The following is a 21,599-nucleotide window of genomic DNA, read 5'->3' as shown; positions in this document are numbered from 1 at the left end:
CCGGTGCGGGAACCGGCAGCCTAGACCTTGAAGCGCGACACGCCGCTGCGCAGGTCGTTGGCGACCAGCGTCAGCTCGTCGATCGCCTGGCTCGACTGGCGCAGCGATTCCACGGTCTGCTGCGCGGCCTCGGACAGTTGCATCAGCGCCTGGTTGATCTGCTCGGCACCGCCGGCCTGGGCCTGCATGCCTTCATTGACCATCAGCACGCGCGGCGCGAGCGACTGCACCTGGGCGATGATCTGCGACAGCTGGTCGCCCACCTGGGTCACTTCGGACATGCCGCGGCGCACTTCCTCCGAGAACTTGTCCATGCCCATCACGCCGGCCGACACCGCCGACTGGATCTCGCGCACCATCTGCTCGATGTCATAGGTGGCCACCGCTGTCTGGTCGGCCAGGCGGCGGATCTCGGTGGCTACCACGGCAAAGCCGCGGCCGTATTCACCGGCCTTCTCGGCTTCGATCGCGGCGTTCAGCGACAACAGGTTGGTCTGGTCGGCCACCTTGGCGATGGTGGTCACCACCTGGTTGATGTTGCCGGCCTTCTCGTTGAGCGTGGTCAGCTTGGCGTTGACCGAGCCGGCGGCATCCATCACATGCTGCATGGTGCCTTCCATGCGCGACAGCCCGACCTGCCCGGTACCGGCCAGCGTCGCGGCCTGTTCGGCGGCGCTGGAGACTTCGTGGATGGTGCGCACCAGGTCGCGCGCGGTGGCCGAGATCTCGCGCGAGGTCGCGCCGATCTGCGTGGTGGTGGCGGCGGTTTCGGTGGCGGTGGCCTGCTGCTGGCGCGCCGTGGCCGCGATCTCGTTGACCGAGGTGGTGACCTGGATCGCGGTGCGCTGGGCCTGGCCCACCAGCGACGTCAGCTCGCCGGTCATCTGGTTGAAGCCTTCCTCCACTTCCTGGAACTCGTCCTTGCGGCGCAGTGCCATGCGCAGGCGCAGGTCGCCGCCGCGGATGCCAGCCAGCAGGCCGACGATCGACTGCATCGGCACCGTGATCGCGCGCAGCAGCAGGTAGCCGCAGACCAGCGCCACCGCCACCGCCACGATCAGCGCGGCTTCGATGCCGATCTTCGCGGCATTGACGGCATCGTCGATGCCCTGCGCGGCGCGCGCGCTGACCGCGCTGTTGTCGTCGACCAGGCGCTGGGTCGCCTTGCGCGCGTCGAGCCAGCGGTCATGCGCCTCGCCGCGCAGCGCCGTCGCGGCGGCGGCGCCGTTCCACTCGGCCTGGCCCGACAGGACCTGGGTCGCCTGATCATAGCGGGCGCGCATGTCGCGATAGGCCTGGAACGCAGTCCGGTCTTCCGCGCGCGTGATGGTGGTTTCGTATTGCTGCTCCAGCTTGTCGAGGCGGCCGACCGCCTCGCTGGCTTGCTGCTGGAAGCGCTGGCGGTCAGCCTGGTCGGTGGCGTTGATGGTCTGCCAGGCCAGCACATAGCGCTCGCCCCAGATGCCGCGGATGCCGGTGCTGTAGTTCAGGCCGGGCAGGGCGTCGTGCAGCATCAGCGCGGTTTCGCGCTCGATCGCGACCAGGCGGGTATAGGCGACCACGCCCATCAGTGCCATGACCAGCAGGATCAGCGAAAAGCTTGCCAGGATGCGCGTGCGGATGGTCCATTCATTCACGGTGAGATCCCGGTGATGTTCTTGTTCAGGGCGCGGCCCGGGCCAGACTGAAGGGGGGCAGGGCGCCGATGCGCGGTAGGGTACTGTATGCGGCCGCCCGATTCAACGCGCAGCACGGTCCGCGCAGGCCCGGCGTTGCGCCGGCGCCTAGGGGTTTTGGCGTGTATCGGAACTGCTTGATTTTTTCCAAGTTTTCGTCACACTTGCTAAATTGCTAGCAGGTAACAATGTCGACAATCACAGATGGGGCAGGGATGGTGGCCAAGTCGGGGGCGAAGTCGGCTGGCGCCTCGCCAGGCTCGGATCTCGATCCGCTGACCGGCGTTGACAATCGCCAGGGCTTTCTGGAACGGCTGGAGGCACGCCTGCATAGCGAGGCTGTGCCACGCTGTGCATTGCTGCTGATCGGCATTGACGACTTCCGCGCCTTCAACGACATGCATGGCCATGCCGAAGGCGACGTCATTCTGCAGCGCGTGGCCCGGCGCCTGCGCGATGCCTCGCCCCGCGACGCCATCATCGGCCGCATCGGCAGCGACGAATTCAGCGTGCTGCTGCCGTCCATTGCCGATCCCACGCTGGTGCGCCATGTCAGCGCCGCGATCCTGTCGATGCTGTCCTCTCCCCACGAGCATGCCGGGCGCCGCCATCACGTGCTGGCCAGCATCGGCGCGTGCGTCGCGCCCGCGGCCGGCGAACAGGCCTCGGACATGCTGGCGGCGGCCAGCCTGGCGCTGGCCCGGGCCAAGCACGACGGCGGCCGCACCATCCGTTTCTTCAAGCCGCAGATGCGCTCGGACGTGACCACGCGGCTGTCGCTGGTGCAGGCCCTGCACGAGGCCTACGCACAGCGCCAGTTCGAGCTGCTGTACCAGCCGCAGGTCGACCTGCGCGACGGCCGGGTCCATGGCGCCGAGGCCCTGATGCGCTGGCGCCATCCCACCCGCGGGCTGCTGTCGCCGGCCGCGTTCATCGACGCGCTGGCCGGCAGCAGCATCGCCAGCGATGTCGGCATGTGGCTGCTGCAGACTGCGTGCGCCCAGGCCCGTGCCTGGGCGCTGGCGTTTCCGCGGCCGCCGCGGGTGGCGATCAACCTGTTCGCGGCCCAGCTCTCCGAAAGCCGGCTGCTGACCGAGGTCCGCCACGTGCTGCGGGCGCTGGAGCTGGCGCCTGACTGCCTTGAGATCGAGATCACCGAGACCATCGCCCTGCAGCAGGGCGACGAAGTCTCGGACCAGCTGCAGGCGCTGCGCCGCGACGGCATCACGCTGACCTGCGATGACTTCGGCACGGGCTATGCCTCGCTCAGTTTCCTGAAGTCGTTCCCGGTGGACCGGCTCAAGATCGACCAGTCCTTTATCCGCAACGTGACCGTAGACCCGGTCGACGCGGCCATCGTGCGCTCGGTGATCAACGTGGGCGCCAGCCTGCACATCGGCGTGGTGGCCGAAGGCGTGGAAACCCCCGAACAGCGCGACTTCCTGCTCGCCAACGGCTGCCATGAGGCGCAGGGCTACCTGTACGGGCGCCCGATGCCGGCCGAGCGGCTGACCGAGATGCTGCGCCAGCAATCCGGCCGCTAAGCGGCATCCGGCCCGGGCCAGCCTGTCCGGCGCACCGAAGTTGTTTCCACCTTTGACGGCTGGTCCGCCGTGGCCACGGCGGCGTCGCCCGCCGGCCCGCCCGCAGCCTGCCGCGCGCACCGGCCGCGCCGCCCGGCGCCGGCGCCGGGCGAAATACGAGCTTACAAACTGTGCCGCGCCGAACGCGCCGCCGCACCCCGGGGCCATGTATGGTGACAATAGGGTGGCCGCCGGCGTGGGCCGGCCTGCCCGCCGACCCGTGTCGGGTCCCGCTCCTCCCTTCCATGTCTGATTCTTTCCAATCCGCTGGCCGCTTTACGGGCCGCCCTGGCGGCCGCATGGTGCTGACTGCGCTGGCGGCCGCAGCCGGCCTTGCAGTGGCGGCTGCTGCACTGGCGCAGGTGCCCGGCGCGCCGGGCGAACCCTACCTCGATGCCCCGGTGGCCGACGCCGCGCAGCAGCAGGCCGATCCTTCCTCGCGCATCGCCACGCTGACCGCGGTCGACGGCAACCTCAGCTTTGCCCCCGCCGGCTCGGACGCCTGGGCCGCGGCCGGGCTGAACCGGCCGGTCACCACCGGCGACCGGCTCTGGCTGGAACCCGGCGGACGCGCCGAGCTGCACGCCGGCACGGTGGCGCTGCGCATGGGCGGCGCCACCGCGGCCAGCATCCTGAACCTCGACGACAGCACCACGCAGGTCAAGCTGACGCAGGGCACGCTGCAGGTGCGCGTGCGCGCGTTGCCGCCGGGCCAGACGGTCGAGGTCGATACCCCGAACCTGGCCTTCGTGCCGCGCGAGCCCGGCGACTACCGCCTGGACGTGGCGCCCGACGGCAGCACCACCACCGTCACGCTGCGCCATGGCAGCGCGGTGGTCTATGGCGACAGCCGCACCATCGAACTGCAGCGCGGCGACCGCATGCGCTTTGCCGGCACCGACCTGGCCGATGCAGGCGGCGGCCCGGTGGCCGAAGACGGGTTCGATCGCTGGACCGCGGCGCGCGACGCGCGCGAGGATGCTTCGCAGTCGGCGCGCTACGTGCCGCGCGAGATGCCGGGCTACGCCGCGCTGGACGGCTATGGCGACTGGCAGGAAGACCCGGGCTACGGCGCGATCTGGTTCCCGCGCGCGGTCAGCGCGGGATGGGTGCCGTACAGCACCGGCCACTGGGCCTGGATCGCGCCGTGGGGCTGGACCTGGATCGACGACGCGCCGTGGGGCTTCGCGCCCTCGCACTATGGCCGCTGGGCCTATGTGGGCTCGCGCTGGGGCTGGGTTCCCGGGCCGCGCGTGCGCCCGTGCTATGCCCCGGCGCTGGTGGCCTTTGTCGGCGCCGCCGGGCCCAACTGGAGCGTGCGCGTCGGCAGCGGACCGGGCGTGGCCTGGTATCCGCTGGGTCCGCGCGATGCCTACCGGCCGGTCTATCGCGCCAGCCCGACTTACGTCGCCCGCATCAACCGGGTTACGGTCAACAACTTCGTGATGGGCGACCGCCGCCCGCCGCCTTACGTCAACCGCACCGTGCCCGGCGCCATCACCGGCATGCCGGCGCGCAACTTTGTCGAAGGACGCCCCGCGCGCGGCCTGCACCGCCCCGAATGGCGCAACGTGCCGGCGGGCGAGGCCCACGGCGCGCCGCCGGTGGCGCCGGTCAAGGGCAGCCTGGTAGGCGCGGCGCCGCCGCGCCCGCTGCCGCCGCAGGCCCGCCACGGCTTCGAACGCCAGGCCATCGCCGCGCGCCCGCCCGGGCGACCGGCCACGGACGACCTGGCCCGGCGCTTTGCGCGCGAGGGCGGGGTCGTGCCCGGTGCCGGCCCGGCCTGGCGCGGCGGCAACGAGCGCCGGCCCGGCCGCGACGCACGGCCGGTGCCGGACGTGCGCATGAGCCAGGCCGCGATCGCATCGCGCGACCACGCTCCAGTCCAGCCGCGCCCCGGGCGTATCGATGCCGACGGCGACGGCCGCGCGGATCGCAACGATGCCCAGCCTCGGGGCGAGCCCTGGCGCGGCCCTGGGCGGGGCCAGAGCACCCGGCCCGACGAGGCGCGCGGCTTTGCCGGGCAGCCGGGCGTGCCAGGGGATGCCCAGCGGCAGCAACAGGCCATGCAGCGTGAGCAGCAGCGCCAGCAGATCGAGCAGCAACGTGCCCTGCGCGAGCAGCAACGGCAACTGGACGAGCAGCGCCAGCAGGGCATGCCGCCCCGCCAGTGGGCCGATGGTCAGGAGCGCCCCGACCCGGCGCGGCAATCGCAGGAAATGCAGCGCCAGCGCTTCGAGCAGCAGCGTGCCCTGCGCGAGCAGCAACGGCAACTGGACGAGCAGCGCCAGCAGGGCATGCCGCCCCGCCAGTGGGCCGATGGTCAGGAGCGCCCCGATCCGGCCCGGCAATCGCAGGAAATGCAGCGCCAGCGCTTCGAGCAGCAGCGGCAGAGGGAGGAAGGGCAGCAGCGCCAGGCCGAACAGCAGCAGCGGCAGATGCAGGACCAGCAGCGTGCGGCGCAGGAGCAGCAACGACAGCAGGCCATGCAGCGGCAAGCGGATCAGCAGCGCCAGATGCAGGACCAGCAGCGCGCGGCGCAGGAGCAGCAGCGCCAGCAAGCCATGCAGCGGCAAGCGGATCAGCAGCGGCAGATGCAGGACCAGCAGCGCGCGGCGCAGGAGCAGCAACGGCAGCAGGCCATGCAGCGCCAGGCCGAGCAGCAGCGCCATATGCAGGAGCAGCAACGGGCCATGCAGGAGCAGCAACGCCAGCAGGCCATGCAGCGGCAGGCCGAACAGCAGCAGCGCCATATGCAGGAACAGCAACGCGCGATGCAGGAACAGCAGCGGGCGATGCATGAGCAGCAGCGCCAGCAGGCCATGCAGCGCCAGGCCGAACAGCAGCAACGGCAGATGCACGAGCAGCAACGGCAGATGCAGGAGCGCCAGCGCCAGCAAATGGACCAGCAGCGGCAGATGCAACAGCAGCAACGCGCGCAGCAGGAGCGTGGCCAGATGGAAGCGCGCCAGGGCCGCGACGGCGATCGCCGCTAGTCACGCCCGCCCGCCGCAATGAAAAAACCCCGGCATGCCTGGCGACATGCCGGGGTTTGTGCTGCCGGTGCCGAGCCGGCAGCTTGTCTCGCGTTACTTCGCCAGTTCCGACAAGCGGACCTGCGAGATCTTGCCGTTCTGCACCCAGCCGACCACGGTGTCGGCCATCGATCCGCCCTTGGCGTCGATGCCGTCGACTTCGTTGGGATTGACTTCCTTGGCCAGGCCCTTGACCGCATCCGGCATCTTCGCGCGGATCGCCGCCGCATCGCTGGTGGTGCCGGCCAGCTTCATTGCCCCGGCCAGCGCATACACCATGGTGTAGTTCAGCGACATCTCGGTGGTGGCATCGCGCCCGTCGTGCAGCTTCTTGTAGCGGGCGTTGAAGGCCTGCGCGGCGGGACGGCTGTCGTTGACCAGCGGCAGCACGCCGATCGAGCCCTCCAGCATGCCCAGGCCGTTGGTGACGCGCGCCATCTCGTCCATCTTGGCCTGGTCCATCACGATAAAGCCGCCCTTGAAGCCCAGTTCGCGCGCCTGCTTGACCACCAGCGCGGTCGGCTCCGACGGGCCGCCGACGAACATCACGTCCGGCTTCTCGCTGATGGCGCGCGACACGCCGCTGTAGAAGTCGGTGGCCTTGGTGTACGACATCGGGTTGTTCGCCACCACCTTGCCGCCGGCGGCTTCCCAAGCCGGCAGGAAGGCCTGCACCCAGGCCTTGGCGTAGTCGTGGTCGGCCGGCGCCAGCGCCACGTTCTTGCCGTAGCGCTTCATCTGCGCCTTGATGAACGGCTCGATATAACCGGTGTAGGCCGGCGGGATGCGGATGGTCAGCTTGTTGCCGGCATCGGTGATGCGCGGCACGCTGGAGTAGGCCATCACCAGGAATTTCTCCTGCTCGTTGAAGGCCTGCAGCGCGAAGATGCCGCCCGAATGCGGCACGAACACCGCCGGGGTCTTGTGCTGCTGCACCAGGCGGCGCCCGTTGATCGCGGCCTCGGCGGGCGAGTATTTGTCGTCCAGCGCCACCACCTCCAGCTTGACCTTCTTGCCCTTGACCTCCAGGCCCGAGGCATTGATCTCGTCGACGGCCATCTGCACGCCCGACAGCACGTTCTTGCCATACAGCGCGGCGCCGCCGGAAAGCGGGCCGGTGTAGCCGATCTTGACCACTTCCTGCGCCAGCGCGGCGCCCGAGGCCAGCATCGCGGCCACGGCGGTGGCGGCCAGCGGGAAGATGCGGCGCATGAGGTTGTTTTGCATGGTGTTGTCTCCTGAAAGTACGGCTTGTCAGTTCCGGTTGTCTTCAATGACCCCTCGGTTTTTTTCCCTCTCCCGCGTGCGGGAGAGGAAGTACGTAATCGGTAGTGGTGGCCTTTCGGATTCAGCCCCCGATATACGCCTTGCGAATCCCCTCATCCTTCAGCAACGCATCCCGGTCTCCTTCCATCACGATTCTTCCGCTCTCGATCACATAGGCGCGATGCGCAATCCCCAGCGCCGCGTAGGCGTTCTGCTCGGCCAGCAGCACCGTCGTGCCCGCGCGGTTGATGCGCTGGATGATCTCGAACATCTGCTTGACCACCAGCGGTGCCAGGCCCAGCGACGGTTCGTCGAGCAGCAGCGCGCGCGGGCGGCTCATCAGGGCGCGTCCCAGCGCCACCATCTGCTGCTGCCCGCCGGACAGCGAGCCGGCCGCATCGTCCTTTTTCTGCCGCAGGATCGGGAACAGTTCATAGACCTCGTCCAGCGTCTTGCGGATGCCCGCGCCGTCGCGCCGATGCACATACGCGCCCAGCACCAGGTTCTTCTCCACGCTCATGGCCGGGAACAGCTTGCGTCCCTCCGGGCAGTGCACCAGCCCCGCCTGCACGATCTGCGACGGCTTCATGCCGGACAGCTCGCGCCCGTCGAAGCGCATGCTGCCGCCGCTGATGCGGTGGATCGCGCTCATCGCCAGGAAGATCGAGCTCTTGCCGGCGCCGTTGGCGCCCAGCAGCACCACCAGCTCGCCGGCGCCGGCGTGCAGGGTGATGTTGTCCAGCGCGCGGAAGCTGCCGTACGACAGCGAGACGCGTTCAAGCTGCAACATGGTCGGCTCCCAGATAGGCCTCGATGACATGCGGATCCTGCTGGATCTGCGCGGGCGTGCCTTCGGCGATCTTCTCGCCGTAGTTCAGCACCATGATCTTGTCGGCCAGCCGCATGATCATGTCCATCTTGTGTTCGATCAGGCAGACCGTCTTGCCATGGCGCACCATCTTGCGGATCAGCTCGGCCAGGCCGACGGTCTCTTCCGGGTTGACGCCGCCGGCCGGCTCGTCGAGCAGCAGCAGCTCCGGGTCCGTCGCCAGCGCCAGCGCGAAGGCCACGCGCTTGCGTGCCTCCTGCGTGATGTCGGCCGCAATCTCGTGCGCCAGGTGCGACAGGCCGACGAAGTCCAGCGCGGCCTCGGCCTTGTCGCGGCACAGCCGCTCCTCCTCGCGCAGGCGCCGGGTGTTGAACAGCACGTCGCCCAGCCCGGAACGCGTACGCAGGCGGTGGCCGACGATTAGGTTGTCGAGCACGGTGGCGCGGTCGAACAGCGCCGTCGCCTGGAAGGTGCGGGCCACGCCCAGGCGCGCGATCTGGTCGGCGCGCAGGCCGGCGATGTCCTGGCCCTTGAACAGGATCTGGCCGGAGGAGGGCGCATGGGTGCCCGCGACCAGGTTGAAGAAGGTGGTCTTGCCGGCGCCGTTGGGGCCGATGATGGCGTTGATATGGCCCTGCTCGAAGGTCACCGAGACATCGTGCACGGCGGTCAGGCCGCCGAATTTCTTGGTCAGGTTGCGGATCTCAAGCATGGTCGGCTCCGGCGCGGGTGGTCGGTACAGAGGCGGTGTTGCTCGCGGCGGCGGGCTGGGCCAGCTTGCCGCGCCGCTCGGCGGCGGCCTTGCGCGCCTGCTTCTTCAGGTAAGAGCCGACGATGCCGTCGGGCACGAAGATGATCAGCAGGACCAGCACCGGCCCGAACACCAGCATGCGGTAGTCCTGCATGAACTGCAGCGACTGCGTGATCCACGGCACCAGCACCGCGCCCAGCAGCGGCCCGAAGATGGTGCCGATGCCGCCCACCAGCATCGACATCACCATGTCGAAGGTCAGGTCGGTGCGGGCGATGTCCGGGCCCAGGAAGCGCACCTGCCCCGCGTACAGCGCGCCCGCAAAGCCGGCGTAGCCCACCGACAGCACGAACGACAGCACCTTGGTGCGCATCAGGTTGAGGCCCAGCGCCTCGGCCAGCGCGTCGCTGTTGCGCACGGCCATGAAGCTGCGCCCCAGCAGCGAGGTGACGATGCGGTGCATCAGGAATACGCCGACCGCCAGGAAGGCCAGCACCAGGTAATACTGCGCCTGCACGCTGTCGAAGCCGATCGGCCCGATCGCCGCCGGCACCGGGATGCCGATCAGGCCCACCGTGCCGTGCGTCAGGCTCTCCCACTTCTCGATCAGCAGGTAGATGATGTAGCCCACGCACATGGTGAAGATCGAGAAGTAATGGCCCTTCAGGCGCAGCGACACCACGCCGACCACATAGCCCAGCACCATGCACAGCACCCCGGCCAGCACGAAGGCCAGCCAGAACGGCACCTGGTAGTCCACGGTCAGGATCCCCAGCGTGTAGGCGCCGATGGCCATGAAACCGCCGTGCGCCAGGTTCAGCTGCCCGGTATAGCCGGTGATCAGGTTCAGTCCGAGCGTGGCGATGGCATAGATGAAGGCCAGCGTCATCACGGTCAGGTAGTAGCTGTTGGGCGTGACCAGCGGGAAGGCGATGGCGCAGGCCAGCAGCAGCATCCAGCCGGTCTTTCCTTGCAGTGCTTTCATGTCGTACTCCTCAGGCTGCCTTGCCGGCAAACAGGCCCTGCGGCCGGATCGACAGGATCACCACCAGCAGCACGAACGCGATGATGTCCTTGTAGTCGGTGGAAACGTAGAAGCCGCCGAAGCTCTCGGCCATGCCGATGATCAGCCCGCCGACGATGGCGCCGGGGATGCTGCCCATGCCGCCGAGGATGATGATGACGAAGGCCTTGGTGATCACCAGGTTGCCCATGCTCGGGTAGACCAGGTTGATCGGCGCGTACAGCGTGGCGGCGATCGCGGCCAGCGCGCCGGAGATGGCGAACACCAGCAGGGTCACGCGCGTGGCGTCGATGCCGACCAGCGCCGCGCCTTCGCGGTTCTGCGCCATCGCCATGATGGTGGCGCCGGTCATGGTGCGGGTCAGGAACAGGTGCAGCAGCACCATCAGCGCAAAGGCGGCGCCGATGATCAGCAGGCGCTGCAGCGGCGCGGTCAGGCCGAACACGTCGACGATCTGACCATACGGCGTGGGCATGCGGTGGAAGTCCGCACCCCACAGCGCCTGCGCGCCGGCTTCCAGAAACAGCAGGATGCCGATGGCGGCGATCATGTCGTGCAGCTCGGGCGAATTGCGCAGCGGGTGGAACACCAGCCGGTCGGCCAGCATCGACAGCACCGCCACCACCAGCGCCGCGCCCAGCATCGCCAGCCAGTAATTCACGCCCAGCGCGGTCATCAGGTAGTGCGACACGTAGGCGCCGGCCATGTAGAAGGCGCCGTGCGCGAAATTGGGCACGTGCAGGATGCCGTAGACCAGCGTCAGGCCAAGCGCCACCAGGCTGTACACGCCGCCCAGCGTCAGGCCGTTCAGGAACTGTTGAAGGAACAATGCCACGGGGGTACCTCTTACGGTTCAGAAAACCAGGCACGCGCCGGCAATGGCCGTGCGTGTTCCGTCGCGGCGGCGACAAGCGCGGCCGCGCAGATGAAATCGGGGCGCGGTGGGTCAGGCCGGCGGCAGCGCGGGCTGTCGTGCCGGAATGCGTGCGGCAGTGGGTGCGTTGCTGCGCGGGGGCGCCGGGTCCACCTGCGGGACGAGGCAATGGCGGTGCGCAATGCGGTGCTGCGGATACTGCATGGCGGTGTCTCCTGTGCGATGCGGCGCGAGGGCCGCCCGGCAAGCCGGACGGTGTTGCCGCCCGGTGACGCCGTGTCGGGAAAGCGTTCCCGCACGATCGTTCGTTTTCGCCGACTTTTGCATAGGCCCGCGGGCACCGTCAAGGAAAGCGGCCCGCTATTCCGCACCGCGAAATAGCAGCGGCCGCGCCTCCGGGTAAGCCCTGACGAAGCGGGCCGCCACCATCGCTGCGCTACATGGTTGACATGCCGCGCCTGCATGGTCCGGACCAGCTTGAAAAAGCCGCCGCCGCTTTCTATGGTGCCTTCATCAGCCCAGGCACTGTCGCGGCAATCCACCCTGCAGTTTGCTGATGACCAGGGGGGAGAGCCGATGAAGATTGCGCAGATTGCACCACTCGCCGAACGCTGCCCGCCCAGCCTGTATGGCGGCACCGAGCGCATCGTTTCGTACCTGACGGAAGAACTGGTGCGCCAGGGCCACGAGGTCACGCTGTTCGCCAGCGGCGACTCGGTCACCGGCGCCGAACTGGTGCCGTGCTGCGACATGGCACTGCGCCTCGATGCGGACGTCGGCGACCATCTGCCTTACTACGTGATGATGCTGGACCGCGTGATGGCCGCCGCCACGTGCTTCGATGTCCTGCATTTCCATATCGACATGCTGCAATGCCCGCTGCTGCGGCGCCTGCCGGTGCGCGCGGTGACCACCTTGCACGGGCGGCTGGACCTGCGGGAGCTGCAGCCCTTTTATGCGCATTTCCCGCAATTCCCGCTGGTGTCGGTCTCTGACGCGCAGCGCGCGCCGATGCCGCCGGTAAACTGGGTGGGCACGGTCTACCACGGCATCCCGGCGACGCTGCTGGACTACTGCGCCAATCCGGCGGGCGACTACCTGGCGTTCCTGGGCCGCATCTCGCCGGAAAAGCGTCCCGACCATGCCATCGAGGTGGCCGCGCGCGCGGGTTTGCCGCTGAAGATGGCGGCCAAGGTCGACCGGGTCGACCGCACCTATTGGCAGGAAGTGATCCGCCCGCTGGTGGCCGCGCACGCCGAAGTCGAATACATCGGCGAGATCGACGAGTCCGCGAAGTCGGCGTTCCTGGGCAATGCGCGTGCGCTGTTGTTCCCGATCGCGTGGCCCGAGCCATTCGGCCTGGTGATGATCGAGGCCATGGCCTGTGGCACGCCGGTGATTGCGTTCGACTGCGGTTCGGTGCCCGAGGTGATCGAGCCGGGCATCAGCGGCTATATCGTGCACAGCGTCGACGAAGCAGTGGCAGCCGTCGCCCGCGTGGCCACGCTGCCGCGCGCCGGCGTGCGCGCCGCGTTCGACGCGCGATTTACCGCGGAGCGGATGGCGCGCGACTACGTGCGCATCTACCAGGGCTTGCCGACCCCCGGCGACGCGGGCGAGGCACACGGCGAGGCCGACGGACTCGCGCTCGCATAACCGCACACGACCACTGCTGGAGAGACCCCCTCATGCCTGCAGAATCCACGGAACATTCCAACCGCTCGGTGGCGGTCGCCGGCGCCGGCGACGTCGCGCAGTTCTATATCCCCGCGGCGGCGTCGCTGCAGGAGCGGCGCCCGCGCACGCTCAAGCATGGCGACACCTTCGCGCTGTTCGACCATAACGGCGATGCGATCGGTGCGCCGGGCAGCCCAGAGGGGCTGTTCCATTTCGACACGCGCCACCTGTCCTTCCTGCGGCTGACGGTGGAAGGGCAGCGCCCGATGCTGTTGTCGTCAACGCTGCGCGACGACAATGCCGCGCTGACCTGCGACCTGACCAATCCGGACCTGTTCGACCAGGAGGGCGGCCTGTGGCTCGAGCACGACCTGATCCACCTGCGCCGGTCGCGCTTCCTGTGGAACGGCGCCTGCTATGAACGCCTGAGCGTGCGCAACTTCGACGACCGGCCGCGGCGCGTGTGCATCGACATCGCCTTCGATGCGGACTTTGCCGACCTGTTCGAAGTACGCGGCACGCAGCGGCTGCGCCGCGGCACCATGCACCCGCCGCAAGTCGACGGCGCCGCGGTCACGCTGAGCTATACCGGCCTGGACCAGGCGCGGCGCGAAACCCGGCTGTCGTTCGATCCGCCGCCGCAGGCCCTGAGCGGCACCCGCGCCAGCTTCACGCTGCAGCTCAAGCCGTCGTGCATGCAGCTGCTGCGCATGGAGATCCGCTGCAAGTCGGTGGACCACGAGGAGCGCGAGGCCCAGTCCTTTCTGGGCGCGCTGCTGCAGTCGCGGCGCGAGCTGCGGCGCTCGTCCGGGCGCGCCGCGTCGATCACCACCTCGAACGAGCTGTTCAACGAAGTCGCGCGGCGCAGCATCTCCGACCTGTACATGCTGCTGACCAACACCGTGCACGGACCTTACCCGTATGCCGGCATCCCGTGGTTCAGCACGGTATTCGGCCGGGATGCGCTGATCACCGCGTTGCAGACGCTATGGCTTGATCCCGAGATCGCGCGCGGCGTGCTGCAGTACCTCGCCGCGATGCAGGCCGAGACGGTCGACCCCGGCGCCGATGCCGAGCCCGGCAAGATCCTGCACGAGATGCGCCATGGCGAAATGGCGCGCCTGGGCGAGGTGCCGTTCGCGCTTTACTACGGCAGCGTCGACGCCACGCCGCTGTTCGTGCTGCTGGCGGGCGCCTACCTGCGGCGCACCGGCGATGTCGACACCGTGCGCGCGCTGTGGCCCAGGCTGCAGGCCGCGCTGGACTGGATCAGCGAATACGGCGACCGCGACGGCGACCTGTTCGTCGAATATGGCCGGCAGTCGCCCGAGGGCCTGATCAACCAGGGCTGGAAAGACAGCCGCGATTCGGTGTTCCACGAGGACGGGCGGCTTGCCGCCGGTCCGATCGCGCTGGCCGAGGTCCAGGCCTACACCTACGGCGCCTGGCAGGCCGCGGCGCAGATCCGCGCGGCGCTGGACGACAGCGAAGGCGCCGCCCGCTATGCCGCCAGGGCGGAAGTGCTGCGCGACGCCTTCGACAAGCACTTCTATGACCCCGCGCTGGGTACTTATGTGCTGGCGCTGGATGGCAAGAAGCAGCCGTGCCGCATCCGCGCCTCCAACGCGGGCCATACGCTGTTTACCGGCATCGCGCTGCCGCAGCGCGCGCCGTCCGTCGTAGGCACGCTGATGCAGAGCACTTCCTTCTGTGGCTGGGGCATCCGCACCGTCGCCGCGGACGCGGCGCGCTTCAACCCGATGAGCTACCACAACGGCTCGGTATGGCCGCACGACAATGCGTTGATCGCGGCAGGCATGGCGCGCTACGGCTACCACCCCGAAGCCAGCCGCATCTTCGAGGGCCTGTTCGCGGCATCGAGCTATATCGACCTGCGCCGCCTGCCCGAACTGTTCTGCGGCTTCGCGCGCCAGCGCAGCCAGGGCCCGACCTTCTATCCGGTGGCGTGCGCGCCGCAGGCCTGGGCCGCCGCCGCGCCGCTGCTGATGCTGCAGGCCTGCCTGGGGCTGGACTTCGACACGCAGGAGCCGGCGATCACGTTCGAGAACCCGTCGCTGCCACCGTTCCTGGACGAGGTGGTGTTCCGCAACCTCGGGGTCGGCGGCGGCAGCGCCGACGTCGCGGTGCGGCGCTCCGGCGAGCGCGTGGTGGTCGACGTGCTGGAGCGGCGCGGGCCGGTGCGGGTGCTGACGCGGAATTAGTGCCTGGCGGTGAGCGGGTGCGGGCCTTTCCCGCACGCGTGCCGCGGGCTAGGTGAGGTCTGCCGGCAGCGCGCGCAGGCAGGCTACCAGCGCCGCCACCACATCGTCTTCCACCGGCTGGCGCCGCCACATCACGCCCACCGGCGGCAGGTCCCAGCTCAGCGCATGGGGCAGGGCCACCGCGCCCCTGGCCTCGACCAGTTCGTTGGCGACCGCCCTGGGCACGATGGTCGTCGCCGCCGGATGCCTGCGCATCAGCGTGGCCATGGTCTTGATCGAATAGGTCTCGACCATCGGCGTGGGCTGCGCCACGCCCGCCACCGCGAAGATGGTGTTGATGGTGCGCCGGATCGGCGTGTTGGGCGGCGGCAGGATCCAGTCGCGTTCGGCCAGCCGGTGCCAGTCGAGCGCGCCGCGCGCCAGCCGCGCCGCGGCCGCGATGGGCACGACCAGCGCGGGCTCTTCGCGATACAGCGGCTGCTGCACGATGTCCGCGCCCGGTGCAAAGAAGGTGCGCGCGATGACGCAGTCCAGCTCATGCTCGCGCAGCGCGCTGACCAGCTCGTCGGTGGTGCCTTCGCGCACCAGCACCGACACCCGCGGGGTCTGCGCCATGCCGAAGGTGCAGGCCGTATCGAGCACCCCGCGGCTGATGTAGGGAATCACGCCCAGGCGCAGCCGCCCCGACAGCCCCGCTTCGATTGCCGCCAGTTCGCGCCCCAGCGCATCGGCATCGGCCAGTGTCAGCCTGGCATGTGCCAGCACCGCCAGGCCGGTGGGCGTGGGCTCCAGTCCGCGCCGGGTGCGGGTGAACAGCGGCACCATGAAGATGTCTTCGATCTCGCGCAGGGTCTTGGTGACGGCGGGCTGCGACAGGTTGAGCTCGGCCGCCACGCGCGACACCGAGCGCTGCCGCGCCAGCGCGAGCAGCAGCGGCAGGTGCCGCAGGCGCAGCCGCGATACCAGGTTGTGGACCAGTTTGTCGGGGGCGATGGACATGGTGCCTGCCGCCATGGGGCGGTCTGGTTGTATGACCGAATGGTAATACCACAATAACCAATCAGGCGCTGCCGGTTATCCGGCAAACCTATACTGGCCGGCATCACAGGAGCGTCGAACATGTTCACCACCCGTCCCGAGATCGTTGGCACCTTTGGCGTTGCGTCGTCCACGCACTGGCTGGCCACGCAGACCGCCATGGGCGTGCTGGAGCGCGGCGGCAACGCCTTCGATGCCGCGGCCGCCGCGGGCTTTGTGCTGCAGGTGGTCGAGCCGCACCTGAACGGCCCCGGCGGCGAAGTGCCGATCCTGTACTGGAGCGAGCGCGAGCGCGCCATGCGCTCGGTGTGCGGGCAGGGCCCGGCGCCGGCGCTGGCAGATCCTGCCGCGCTGCGCGCCATGGGCCTGGACCTGGTGCCCGGCATCGGTCTGATCCCGGCCGCCGTGCCCGGTGCCTTCGGCGCATGGCTGACGATGCTGCGCGAGCATGGCAGCTGGTCACTCGCCGAGGTGCTGGCGCCCGCCATCGGCTATGCGCGCGACGGTTTTCCGCTGGTGCCGCGCATCGCGCGCGCGATCCTGGCGGTGCAGGCACTGTTCCGCGACGAATGGCACAGCTCGGCCCAGACCTGGCTGCCCGACGGCAAGGTGCCGCGCCCCGGCAGCCTGCACACGCTGCCGGTGCTGGCGGCCACCTATACCCGCATCGTCGAAGAGGCGCAGCGCCGCAGCGATACCCGCACCGGCCAGATCGATGCCGCGCTGGACTGCTGGTACCGCGGCTTCGTCGCGCAGGAAATCGATGCGTATTGCCGCCATACGCCCGTGCGCGACACCACCGGCGACCAGCACGCCGGCCTGCTGCGCCTTGACGACATGGCAAGCTGGACGCCCGAGATCGAGGCGCCCGCGACCCTGGACTTTGGCCGCTATACCGTGGCCAAGTGCGGCATCTGGAGCCAGGGGCCGGTGTTCCTGCAGCAGCTCGGCATGTTGCGCCATGCCGGCCTCGAGCAACATGCGCCGGATTCGCCCGAGTTCGTGCACCGCATTGCCGAGGCCGCCAAGCTCGCCATGGCCGACCGGCTGGCGTGGTACGGCGATCCGCGCTTCGCCGCGAGCCCGCTGGCGGGTTTGCTGGACGATGCCTACCTGGCCGCGCGCGCGCAGCGCATCGGCGCGCAGGCGGCGCTGTCGCTCGAGCCCGGCACGGTCAACGGCATTGCGCCGCGCCTGCCCGACCTGGCCGCGGCCACGCGCACGCTGCAGCGCGCCGACGTGCGCTTCGGCGTGGGCGAGCCCACCTTTGCCGAACTGCCGCCGGTGGCCGAATGGGCCGAACAGGAGATCTTTGTCGGCGATACCTGCCATATCGATGTGATCGACCGCCACGGCAACATGGTCGCGGCGACGCCGTCGGGCGGCTGGCTGTCGTCGAGCCCGACCATCCCGGCGCTCGGCTTCGCCCTCAATACCCGCCTGCAGATGACATGGCTGGAACCCGGCCTGCCCAATACGCTCGCGCCCGGCAAGCGGCCCTGCACCACGCTGTCGCCGTCGCTGGCGCTGCGCGACGGCGAGCCCTACATGGTGTTCGGCACGCCCGGCGGCGACCAGCAGGACCAGTGGTCGCTGGCGTTCTTCCTGCGCCATGCCGTGCATGGCATGAACCTGCAGGAGGCGATCGACGCACCGGCCTGGCATGTCGACCATTTCCCGGCTTCGTTCTGGCCGCGCCAGACCGTGCTCAACCGCATCAGCATCGAATCGCGCTTCCCGGAAAGCACGCTCGCGGCGCTGCGCGAGCGTGGCCACGACGTGCGCGTGGGCGAGCCGTGGTCCGAGGGCCGCATGTCGGCCTGCTCGCGCCAGTTCGACGCCCGCGGCCGGCTGGTGCTGCGCGCCGGCGCCAATCCGCGCGGCATGCAGGGCTATGCCGCCGGACGCTGACGCTGCACCGGAGCGCAACCCACGAATAAACAGACACGGCGGGCCGCATCGTGCGCCCGTCCCGAAAGAGGAGGAATCACACCATGCGATGGATGACCAAAACCCTGCTGGGCGGCATGGCCGCGCTGGCCATGTGCCTAGGCGGTGCCGCACACGCCGCCGACAACTGGCCGCAGAAGCCGGTCACGCTGATCGTGCCGTGGGCCGCCGGCGGCTCGACCGATATCCTGGCGCGCGTGCTGTCCGAACACCTGACGCGCTCGCTCGGCCAGCCGGTGATCGTCGACAACAAGCCCGGGGCCTCGGGCAATATCGGCTCGGCCATGGTCGCGCGTGCCAGGCCCGACGGCTACACGCTGCTGGTCGGTTCGATGAGTACGCACGCGATGAACCCGGCGCTGATGCCGAACATGCCGTTCCGCGGCGTGGAGGACTTTACGCCGCTGGGCCTGCTGGCCTACGTCACCAACACGCTGGTGGTGCACCCGTCGGTGCCGGCGCAGAACGTCAAGGAGCTGGTTGCCTACGCCAGGGCCAACCCGGGCAAGCTGGCCTACGCCAGCGCCGGTCCGGGCTCGACCAACCACCTGAGCGCGGTGCTGTTCGAGAAGATGGCCGGGGTGCAGATGCTGCACGTGCCGTACAAGGGCGGCGCACCCGCGGTAGTCGATACCGTGGCCGGCCAGACCCAGCTGCTGTTCTCGGCGGGCACGCAGACGCTGCCGCATGTGAAGGGTGGCAAGCTGCGCCTGCTGGCCGTCACGGAGAGCAAACGCTCGCCGCTGCTGCCCAACGTGCCGACCGTGGCCGAGGCCGTGCCCGGTTATGAACTGGCGGTCTGGTATGGCGCCTTCGGTCCGAAGGGCATGCCGGCGGATCTGGCCGCACGCCTGAACCGCGAGATCAACGCGGTGATGTCGCTGCCCGAGGTCAAGTCCAAGATGAACGCGATTGGCGTCGAGACCGCGACCTCCACGCCGCAGCAGTTCGGCACCATCCTGCAGCGCGACGCCGACCGCTACGGCAAGCTGATCCGCGAACTCGGCATCAAGGGGGAATGACGTGAGCCAACTGCGCACGGCCGCGCTGGTGGCCACCGTCAATGCGCTGTGCGACCGGCTGCAGCAGGCCGGCGAGCCGGCCATGGCGTTCGAGGCCATCGGCGCCGCCACGCTGCAGGCCATGGGGCCGGGCCTGCTGACCATCAACGCCTGGCACGCCGGGCCGGCCCAGATCGAGCGCCTGTGGTCTTCCAACCCGTCCGCGTACCCGGTCGGCGGACGCAAGTCGAAGGGCGACAGCGCATGGCGGCGCCAGTTGCTCGAACGCGGCGAAGTCTTTGTCGGCGAGGGCGATGCCGCGCTGGCAGCGGTGTTCGACGACGTGCAGGTGATTCGCGGGCTGGGCTGCACGGCGGTGGTCAATGTGCCGCTGTGCTACCAGTCGCGCGTGATAGGCACCTTCAACTACCTTGCGGACCGATCGGCATGGCCGGTAGCGGAGCTGGCGGCGTTGCGTGTGCTCGCGGCGCTGGCCACGCCTGCCGTGCACGCCTTGCTGGCCGCGCGAGGCTGACCGCCGGATTTTCGCGGCCGCAGCGGTGGCGGCGCGTTTCCTGCCACTCAACCCAGCCTGGTACCGGTGGCACGCGCCAGTTCGGCCAGCAACGCGTCCTGGAAGCGGATATCGTTGACAGCGGGATGCGGCCGCTGGCGCTGCTGGTGGTACCAGTAGCCGCCGCTTGTCAGCGCCGCGGGGTCGTCGCTGGTGGCGAGCCACTCCTGCGTCAGGTGCCCTAGCCGGAGGTTGTCCGGCGCGTCCGGGCCACCCATCTTCGTCGGCACCCAGCCCGGGTCGACGGCGTTGCTGATCACGTCGGGCCACAGCCGCGCAACGGCTGCGGCGAGGGTAGTGATGAAGAGCTTGCTCTCCGAGTAGCCGCCCGTGTCCGTGCGGCCCGTCCAGTCCATCCCGGCAAGCGTGGCGCGTGCGCCCCGGTGCATGCTGCTGCTCAGGTAGATCAGGCGTCGGGGGCGCTGGACCAGGACCGTGAGCAGGTACGGTGCCACGACGTTGATCACCATCAGTTTCGCACCGGAGATGACGGCGGCGTTGTGGATGACAGCGTCCATCCTGCCAATCGCATTGACCTGGCGGGCGAGATCGCGGATCTGCGCAACGTCCGACAGGTCGCCGATCGTGGCGATGGCCCCCTGGTCCACCAGTGCTTTCACGGCGGGCAGCCGGGCCTGCGAGCGGACGTGCACCACCACCTGATGGCCGTCGGCAAGCAGCGTCCGGGCAGCGGCATGGCCCAGTCCGTCGGACGAGCCGGTGATGAACACGCGGGCCTTGCGGCCGGTGCCCCGCCGGGCGTTTGGCATGGAGGGCTGCGTGCGGGGATCCGTGGGCGTCTGCGCCCGGGAGGTCGTGGCGGCGATGAGCGATCCCGCGGCCAGGGCCGGACCCAGTCCGGCGCCTGCGGCAAGAAACTTTCTGCGATCCATGGGCATGTCCTCCTGTCCCGCAATACAGGGAATCGGGTGCTGGGCGTGCTGGTGGTCCTGAAGAACTGCCCAACCTGTTCAATCCGTTTTTTACCACCAAGAAGCACATGGTAACCGGCCTCGGCCTGTCGATCAGCTACGCGCCGGTCGAGCGCCATGGCGGCCGCATTACCGCGGAAAGCACGGTCGGGCAGGGTGCGGAATCTATCGTCAGGCTGCGCGAAGACAGGTCCGCGGCAGGGACAGGGCCGGATGTCCAGCTCTCATAACGCTTCCGCCTCAGGACGCAACGCCTCCGCTATCTGATCCACCTGCATTTTGATCATCGCCAGCAGGCAGTGGACGCCGTGGCATCCCTCCGACCGTTCGCTTTCCACTTCCAGCAGCGACAGGACGCTGCCCAGGCCGGCCTGGATCCGCTCGAGCGATTCCAGGGTTTCTGCCGGAATGCCGATGAAGATGGTTTCGTGCTGGGGATGGGGTTGCTCTTGCATTGCGTTCTCCTGAAGAAGGGTGGAGACCCGCCTGATGCAAAACAGTAGAGGGTGGCGGGCCAGACAGCGGGGGTCGCAATACCGGCTCGCAGACGAACAACCGGCCAGCCTATTGGCTGCCCCGCCCGGCCCGCCATGGTGAAGCGACGCGCGCGTGCGTTTGGAGATGGTCGCCTGAGCGACCATCCGTCCACGAAAAGCGGGTTGCGACACCCGATCACCGTTGTTTCGGTGATGGCCTTAGTTTTGCCTTTTCAGTGGGGGATGGCGATCAGACGATTCGCAATTTTGGGGCGCTTCGTCAGACGACGTTCGTGAGGGGCATCGGCCGGCGGCTTACGACCCATAGCGGCCATCGAAGCTTCCCGAATGCGGACGTTTGTTCGGCGACAGCTATCAGGGCCATACAAAAGACTCGGTCCTTGTCGCGATCCGCTGCGGCCTGTTCGGCGCGACTGCCTGGCTTGCCGCGCCGTCTGGGAAGCGATGTTTGATCCGATCGAGCGATCCGTACAGGGAGGGGACTGGAAGGCCGTTAAATGGTCTTCGATTTCAGGATATGCCGCACGTCGGCACGCTTGCCGTGGACGTAGGGCTAGATGCGGAAGCACTCGGCGATGGCGAATATCCGCTGACAATGTGACCGAGCCGTTACGGACCTGCATCGCCTAATCAAGTGTCCGTTGCGCGTTCCGGACCGGCTGCTACCGTT

Annotated in this window: 17 protein-coding genes; 8 read left to right on the top strand and 9 right to left on the bottom strand. The window is 68.9% G+C overall.

Features of this window, described 5'->3' with window-relative positions; genetic code table 11:
• Positions 1–20: 20 nt before the first annotated feature.
• The gene (locus tag GA0116996_RS11210) at positions 21–1,637 is read right to left on the bottom strand and encodes a methyl-accepting chemotaxis protein (protein ID WP_092310771.1); all 1,617 of its coding nucleotides are present in this window, start codon (positions 1,635–1,637) and stop codon (positions 21–23) included.
• Positions 1,638–1,891: 254 nt separating this feature from the next.
• On the opposite strand from GA0116996_RS11210, the gene GA0116996_RS11205 reads away from it, so the two are divergent.
• Together GA0116996_RS11205 and GA0116996_RS11200 are read left to right on the top strand one after the other, a co-directional pair.
• Positions 1,892–3,220 (top strand): putative bifunctional diguanylate cyclase/phosphodiesterase, encoded by a 1,329-nt coding sequence (locus tag GA0116996_RS11205; RefSeq protein WP_092310769.1) that lies wholly within the window; start codon positions 1,892–1,894, stop codon positions 3,218–3,220.
• Between the two features lie 338 nt (positions 3,221–3,558).
• Entirely contained in the window at positions 3,559–6,255 is a 2,697-nt protein-coding gene (locus GA0116996_RS11200) for a DUF6600 domain-containing protein (protein WP_244159807.1), read from the top strand.
• Positions 6,256–6,348: 93 nt separating this feature from the next.
• Here GA0116996_RS11200 and GA0116996_RS11195 read toward each other — a convergent pair whose 3' ends face one another.
• The 5 genes from GA0116996_RS11195 to GA0116996_RS11175 form a co-directional block, all read right to left on the bottom strand.
• The gene (locus GA0116996_RS11195) at positions 6,349–7,521 is read right to left on the bottom strand and encodes an ABC transporter substrate-binding protein (RefSeq protein ID WP_092310764.1); all 1,173 of its coding nucleotides are present in this window, start codon (positions 7,519–7,521) and stop codon (positions 6,349–6,351) included.
• Between the two features lie 121 nt (positions 7,522–7,642).
• Positions 7,643–8,350 carry an ABC transporter ATP-binding protein gene (locus tag GA0116996_RS11190; RefSeq protein ID WP_062803471.1) on the bottom strand — a complete coding sequence of 236 codons (708 nt, stop codon included), beginning with the start codon at positions 8,348–8,350 and terminating at the stop codon, positions 7,643–7,645.
• Positions 8,337–9,101, bottom strand: coding sequence for an ABC transporter ATP-binding protein (locus tag GA0116996_RS11185; RefSeq protein WP_092310761.1), 765 nt, complete (start codon positions 9,099–9,101; stop codon positions 8,337–8,339). The genes GA0116996_RS11190 and GA0116996_RS11185 overlap by 14 nt, the downstream gene beginning before the upstream one ends.
• Positions 9,094–10,125, bottom strand: coding sequence for a branched-chain amino acid ABC transporter permease (locus GA0116996_RS11180; protein ID WP_092310758.1), 1,032 nt, complete (start codon positions 10,123–10,125; stop codon positions 9,094–9,096). Before GA0116996_RS11180 ends, GA0116996_RS11185 begins: the two co-directional genes overlap by 8 nt.
• Before the next feature lie 10 nt (positions 10,126–10,135).
• On the bottom strand, positions 10,136–10,999 hold the full coding sequence (locus GA0116996_RS11175) for a branched-chain amino acid ABC transporter permease (RefSeq protein WP_092310755.1): 864 nt from the start codon (positions 10,997–10,999) through the stop codon (positions 10,136–10,138).
• A 615-nt stretch (positions 11,000–11,614) separates the two neighbouring features.
• Here GA0116996_RS11175 and GA0116996_RS11170 point away from each other — a divergent pair.
• Both GA0116996_RS11170 and GA0116996_RS11165 read left to right on the top strand, forming a co-directional pair.
• Positions 11,615–12,694 carry a glycosyltransferase family 4 protein gene (locus GA0116996_RS11170; RefSeq protein ID WP_092310752.1) on the top strand — a complete coding sequence of 360 codons (1,080 nt, stop codon included), beginning with the start codon at positions 11,615–11,617 and terminating at the stop codon, positions 12,692–12,694.
• A gap of 32 nt (positions 12,695–12,726) precedes the next feature.
• Entirely contained in the window at positions 12,727–14,937 is a 2,211-nt protein-coding gene (locus tag GA0116996_RS11165) for an amylo-alpha-1,6-glucosidase (RefSeq protein ID WP_092310749.1), read from the top strand.
• Between the two features lie 48 nt (positions 14,938–14,985).
• Here the strand turns inward: GA0116996_RS11165 and GA0116996_RS11160 are convergent, their stop codons facing one another.
• Positions 14,986–15,936: a LysR family transcriptional regulator gene (locus GA0116996_RS11160; protein WP_092311228.1), complete on the bottom strand. Its 951-nt coding sequence runs from the start codon at positions 15,934–15,936 to the stop codon at positions 14,986–14,988.
• Between the two features lie 120 nt (positions 15,937–16,056).
• Here GA0116996_RS11160 and GA0116996_RS11155 point away from each other — a divergent pair, with 120 nt between their 5' ends.
• The 3 genes from GA0116996_RS11155 (at position 16,057) to GA0116996_RS11145 (ending at position 19,461) form a co-directional block, all read left to right on the top strand.
• Entirely contained in the window at positions 16,057–17,886 is a 1,830-nt protein-coding gene (locus tag GA0116996_RS11155; RefSeq protein ID WP_092310746.1) for a gamma-glutamyltransferase family protein, read from the top strand.
• Positions 17,887–17,969: 83 nt separating this feature from the next.
• Entirely contained in the window at positions 17,970–18,947 is a 978-nt protein-coding gene (locus GA0116996_RS11150) for a Bug family tripartite tricarboxylate transporter substrate binding protein (RefSeq protein ID WP_092310743.1), read from the top strand.
• Position 18,948: 1 nt separating this feature from the next.
• Complete coding sequence (locus tag GA0116996_RS11145) at positions 18,949–19,461, top strand: GAF domain-containing protein (RefSeq protein WP_092310740.1); 513 nt, start codon at positions 18,949–18,951, stop codon at positions 19,459–19,461.
• A 47-nt stretch (positions 19,462–19,508) separates the two neighbouring features.
• Here the strand turns inward: GA0116996_RS11145 and GA0116996_RS11140 are convergent, their stop codons facing one another.
• Complete coding sequence (locus tag GA0116996_RS11140) at positions 19,509–20,393, bottom strand: SDR family NAD(P)-dependent oxidoreductase (protein WP_092310737.1); 885 nt, start codon at positions 20,391–20,393, stop codon at positions 19,509–19,511.
• Here GA0116996_RS11140 and GA0116996_RS28575 point away from each other — a divergent pair.
• Positions 20,333–20,662 (top strand): ATP-binding protein, encoded by a 330-nt coding sequence (locus GA0116996_RS28575; protein WP_341845098.1) that lies wholly within the window; start codon positions 20,333–20,335, stop codon positions 20,660–20,662. The genes GA0116996_RS11140 and GA0116996_RS28575 overlap by 61 nt on opposite strands.
• On the opposite strand, the gene GA0116996_RS11130 is transcribed toward GA0116996_RS28575, so the two are convergent.
• Positions 20,657–20,887, bottom strand: a complete 231-nt coding sequence (locus tag GA0116996_RS11130) for a DUF1484 family protein (protein ID WP_092310734.1) — start codon at positions 20,885–20,887, stop codon at positions 20,657–20,659. The two genes, GA0116996_RS28575 and GA0116996_RS11130, sit on opposite strands and share 6 nt — an antisense overlap.
• Between the last annotated feature and the right edge of the window lie 712 nt (positions 20,888–21,599).

Origin of the sequence: Cupriavidus alkaliphilus, assembly GCF_900094595.1 — a bacterium.
Taxonomy (GTDB): domain Bacteria; phylum Pseudomonadota; class Gammaproteobacteria; order Burkholderiales; family Burkholderiaceae; genus Cupriavidus; species Cupriavidus alkaliphilus.
The sequence above is the reverse complement of the archived record's forward strand: the minus strand, read 5'-3'. Positions and strand labels throughout refer to the sequence as shown.

Bases quoted from the DNA above. Each gene is read 5' to 3' on its own strand.
- GA0116996_RS11205 (WP_092310769.1), top strand. From the start codon at position 1,892: ATGGTGGCCAAGTCGGGGGCGAAGTCGGCTGGCGCCTCGCCAGGCTCG.
- GA0116996_RS11200 (WP_244159807.1), top strand. From the start codon at position 3,559: ATGGTGCTGACTGCGCTGGCGGCCGCAGCCGGCCTTGCAGTGGCGGCT.
- GA0116996_RS11195 (WP_092310764.1), bottom strand. From the start codon at position 7,521: ATGCAAAACAACCTCATGCGCCGCATCTTCCCGCTGGCCGCCACCGCC.
- GA0116996_RS11190 (WP_062803471.1), bottom strand. From the start codon at position 8,350: ATGTTGCAGCTTGAACGCGTCTCGCTGTCGTACGGCAGCTTCCGCGCG.
- GA0116996_RS11185 (WP_092310761.1), bottom strand. From the start codon at position 9,101: ATGCTTGAGATCCGCAACCTGACCAAGAAATTCGGCGGCCTGACCGCC.
- GA0116996_RS11180 (WP_092310758.1), bottom strand. From the start codon at position 10,125: ATGAAAGCACTGCAAGGAAAGACCGGCTGGATGCTGCTGCTGGCCTGC.
- GA0116996_RS11170 (WP_092310752.1), top strand. From the start codon at position 11,615: ATGAAGATTGCGCAGATTGCACCACTCGCCGAACGCTGCCCGCCCAGC.
- GA0116996_RS11165 (WP_092310749.1), top strand. From the start codon at position 12,727: ATGCCTGCAGAATCCACGGAACATTCCAACCGCTCGGTGGCGGTCGCC.
- GA0116996_RS11160 (WP_092311228.1), bottom strand. From the start codon at position 15,936: ATGTCCATCGCCCCCGACAAACTGGTCCACAACCTGGTATCGCGGCTG.
- GA0116996_RS11155 (WP_092310746.1), top strand. From the start codon at position 16,057: ATGTTCACCACCCGTCCCGAGATCGTTGGCACCTTTGGCGTTGCGTCG.
- GA0116996_RS11150 (WP_092310743.1), top strand. From the start codon at position 17,970: ATGCGATGGATGACCAAAACCCTGCTGGGCGGCATGGCCGCGCTGGCC.
- GA0116996_RS11140 (WP_092310737.1), bottom strand. From the start codon at position 20,393: ATGGATCGCAGAAAGTTTCTTGCCGCAGGCGCCGGACTGGGTCCGGCC.
- GA0116996_RS11130 (WP_092310734.1), bottom strand. From the start codon at position 20,887: ATGCAAGAGCAACCCCATCCCCAGCACGAAACCATCTTCATCGGCATT.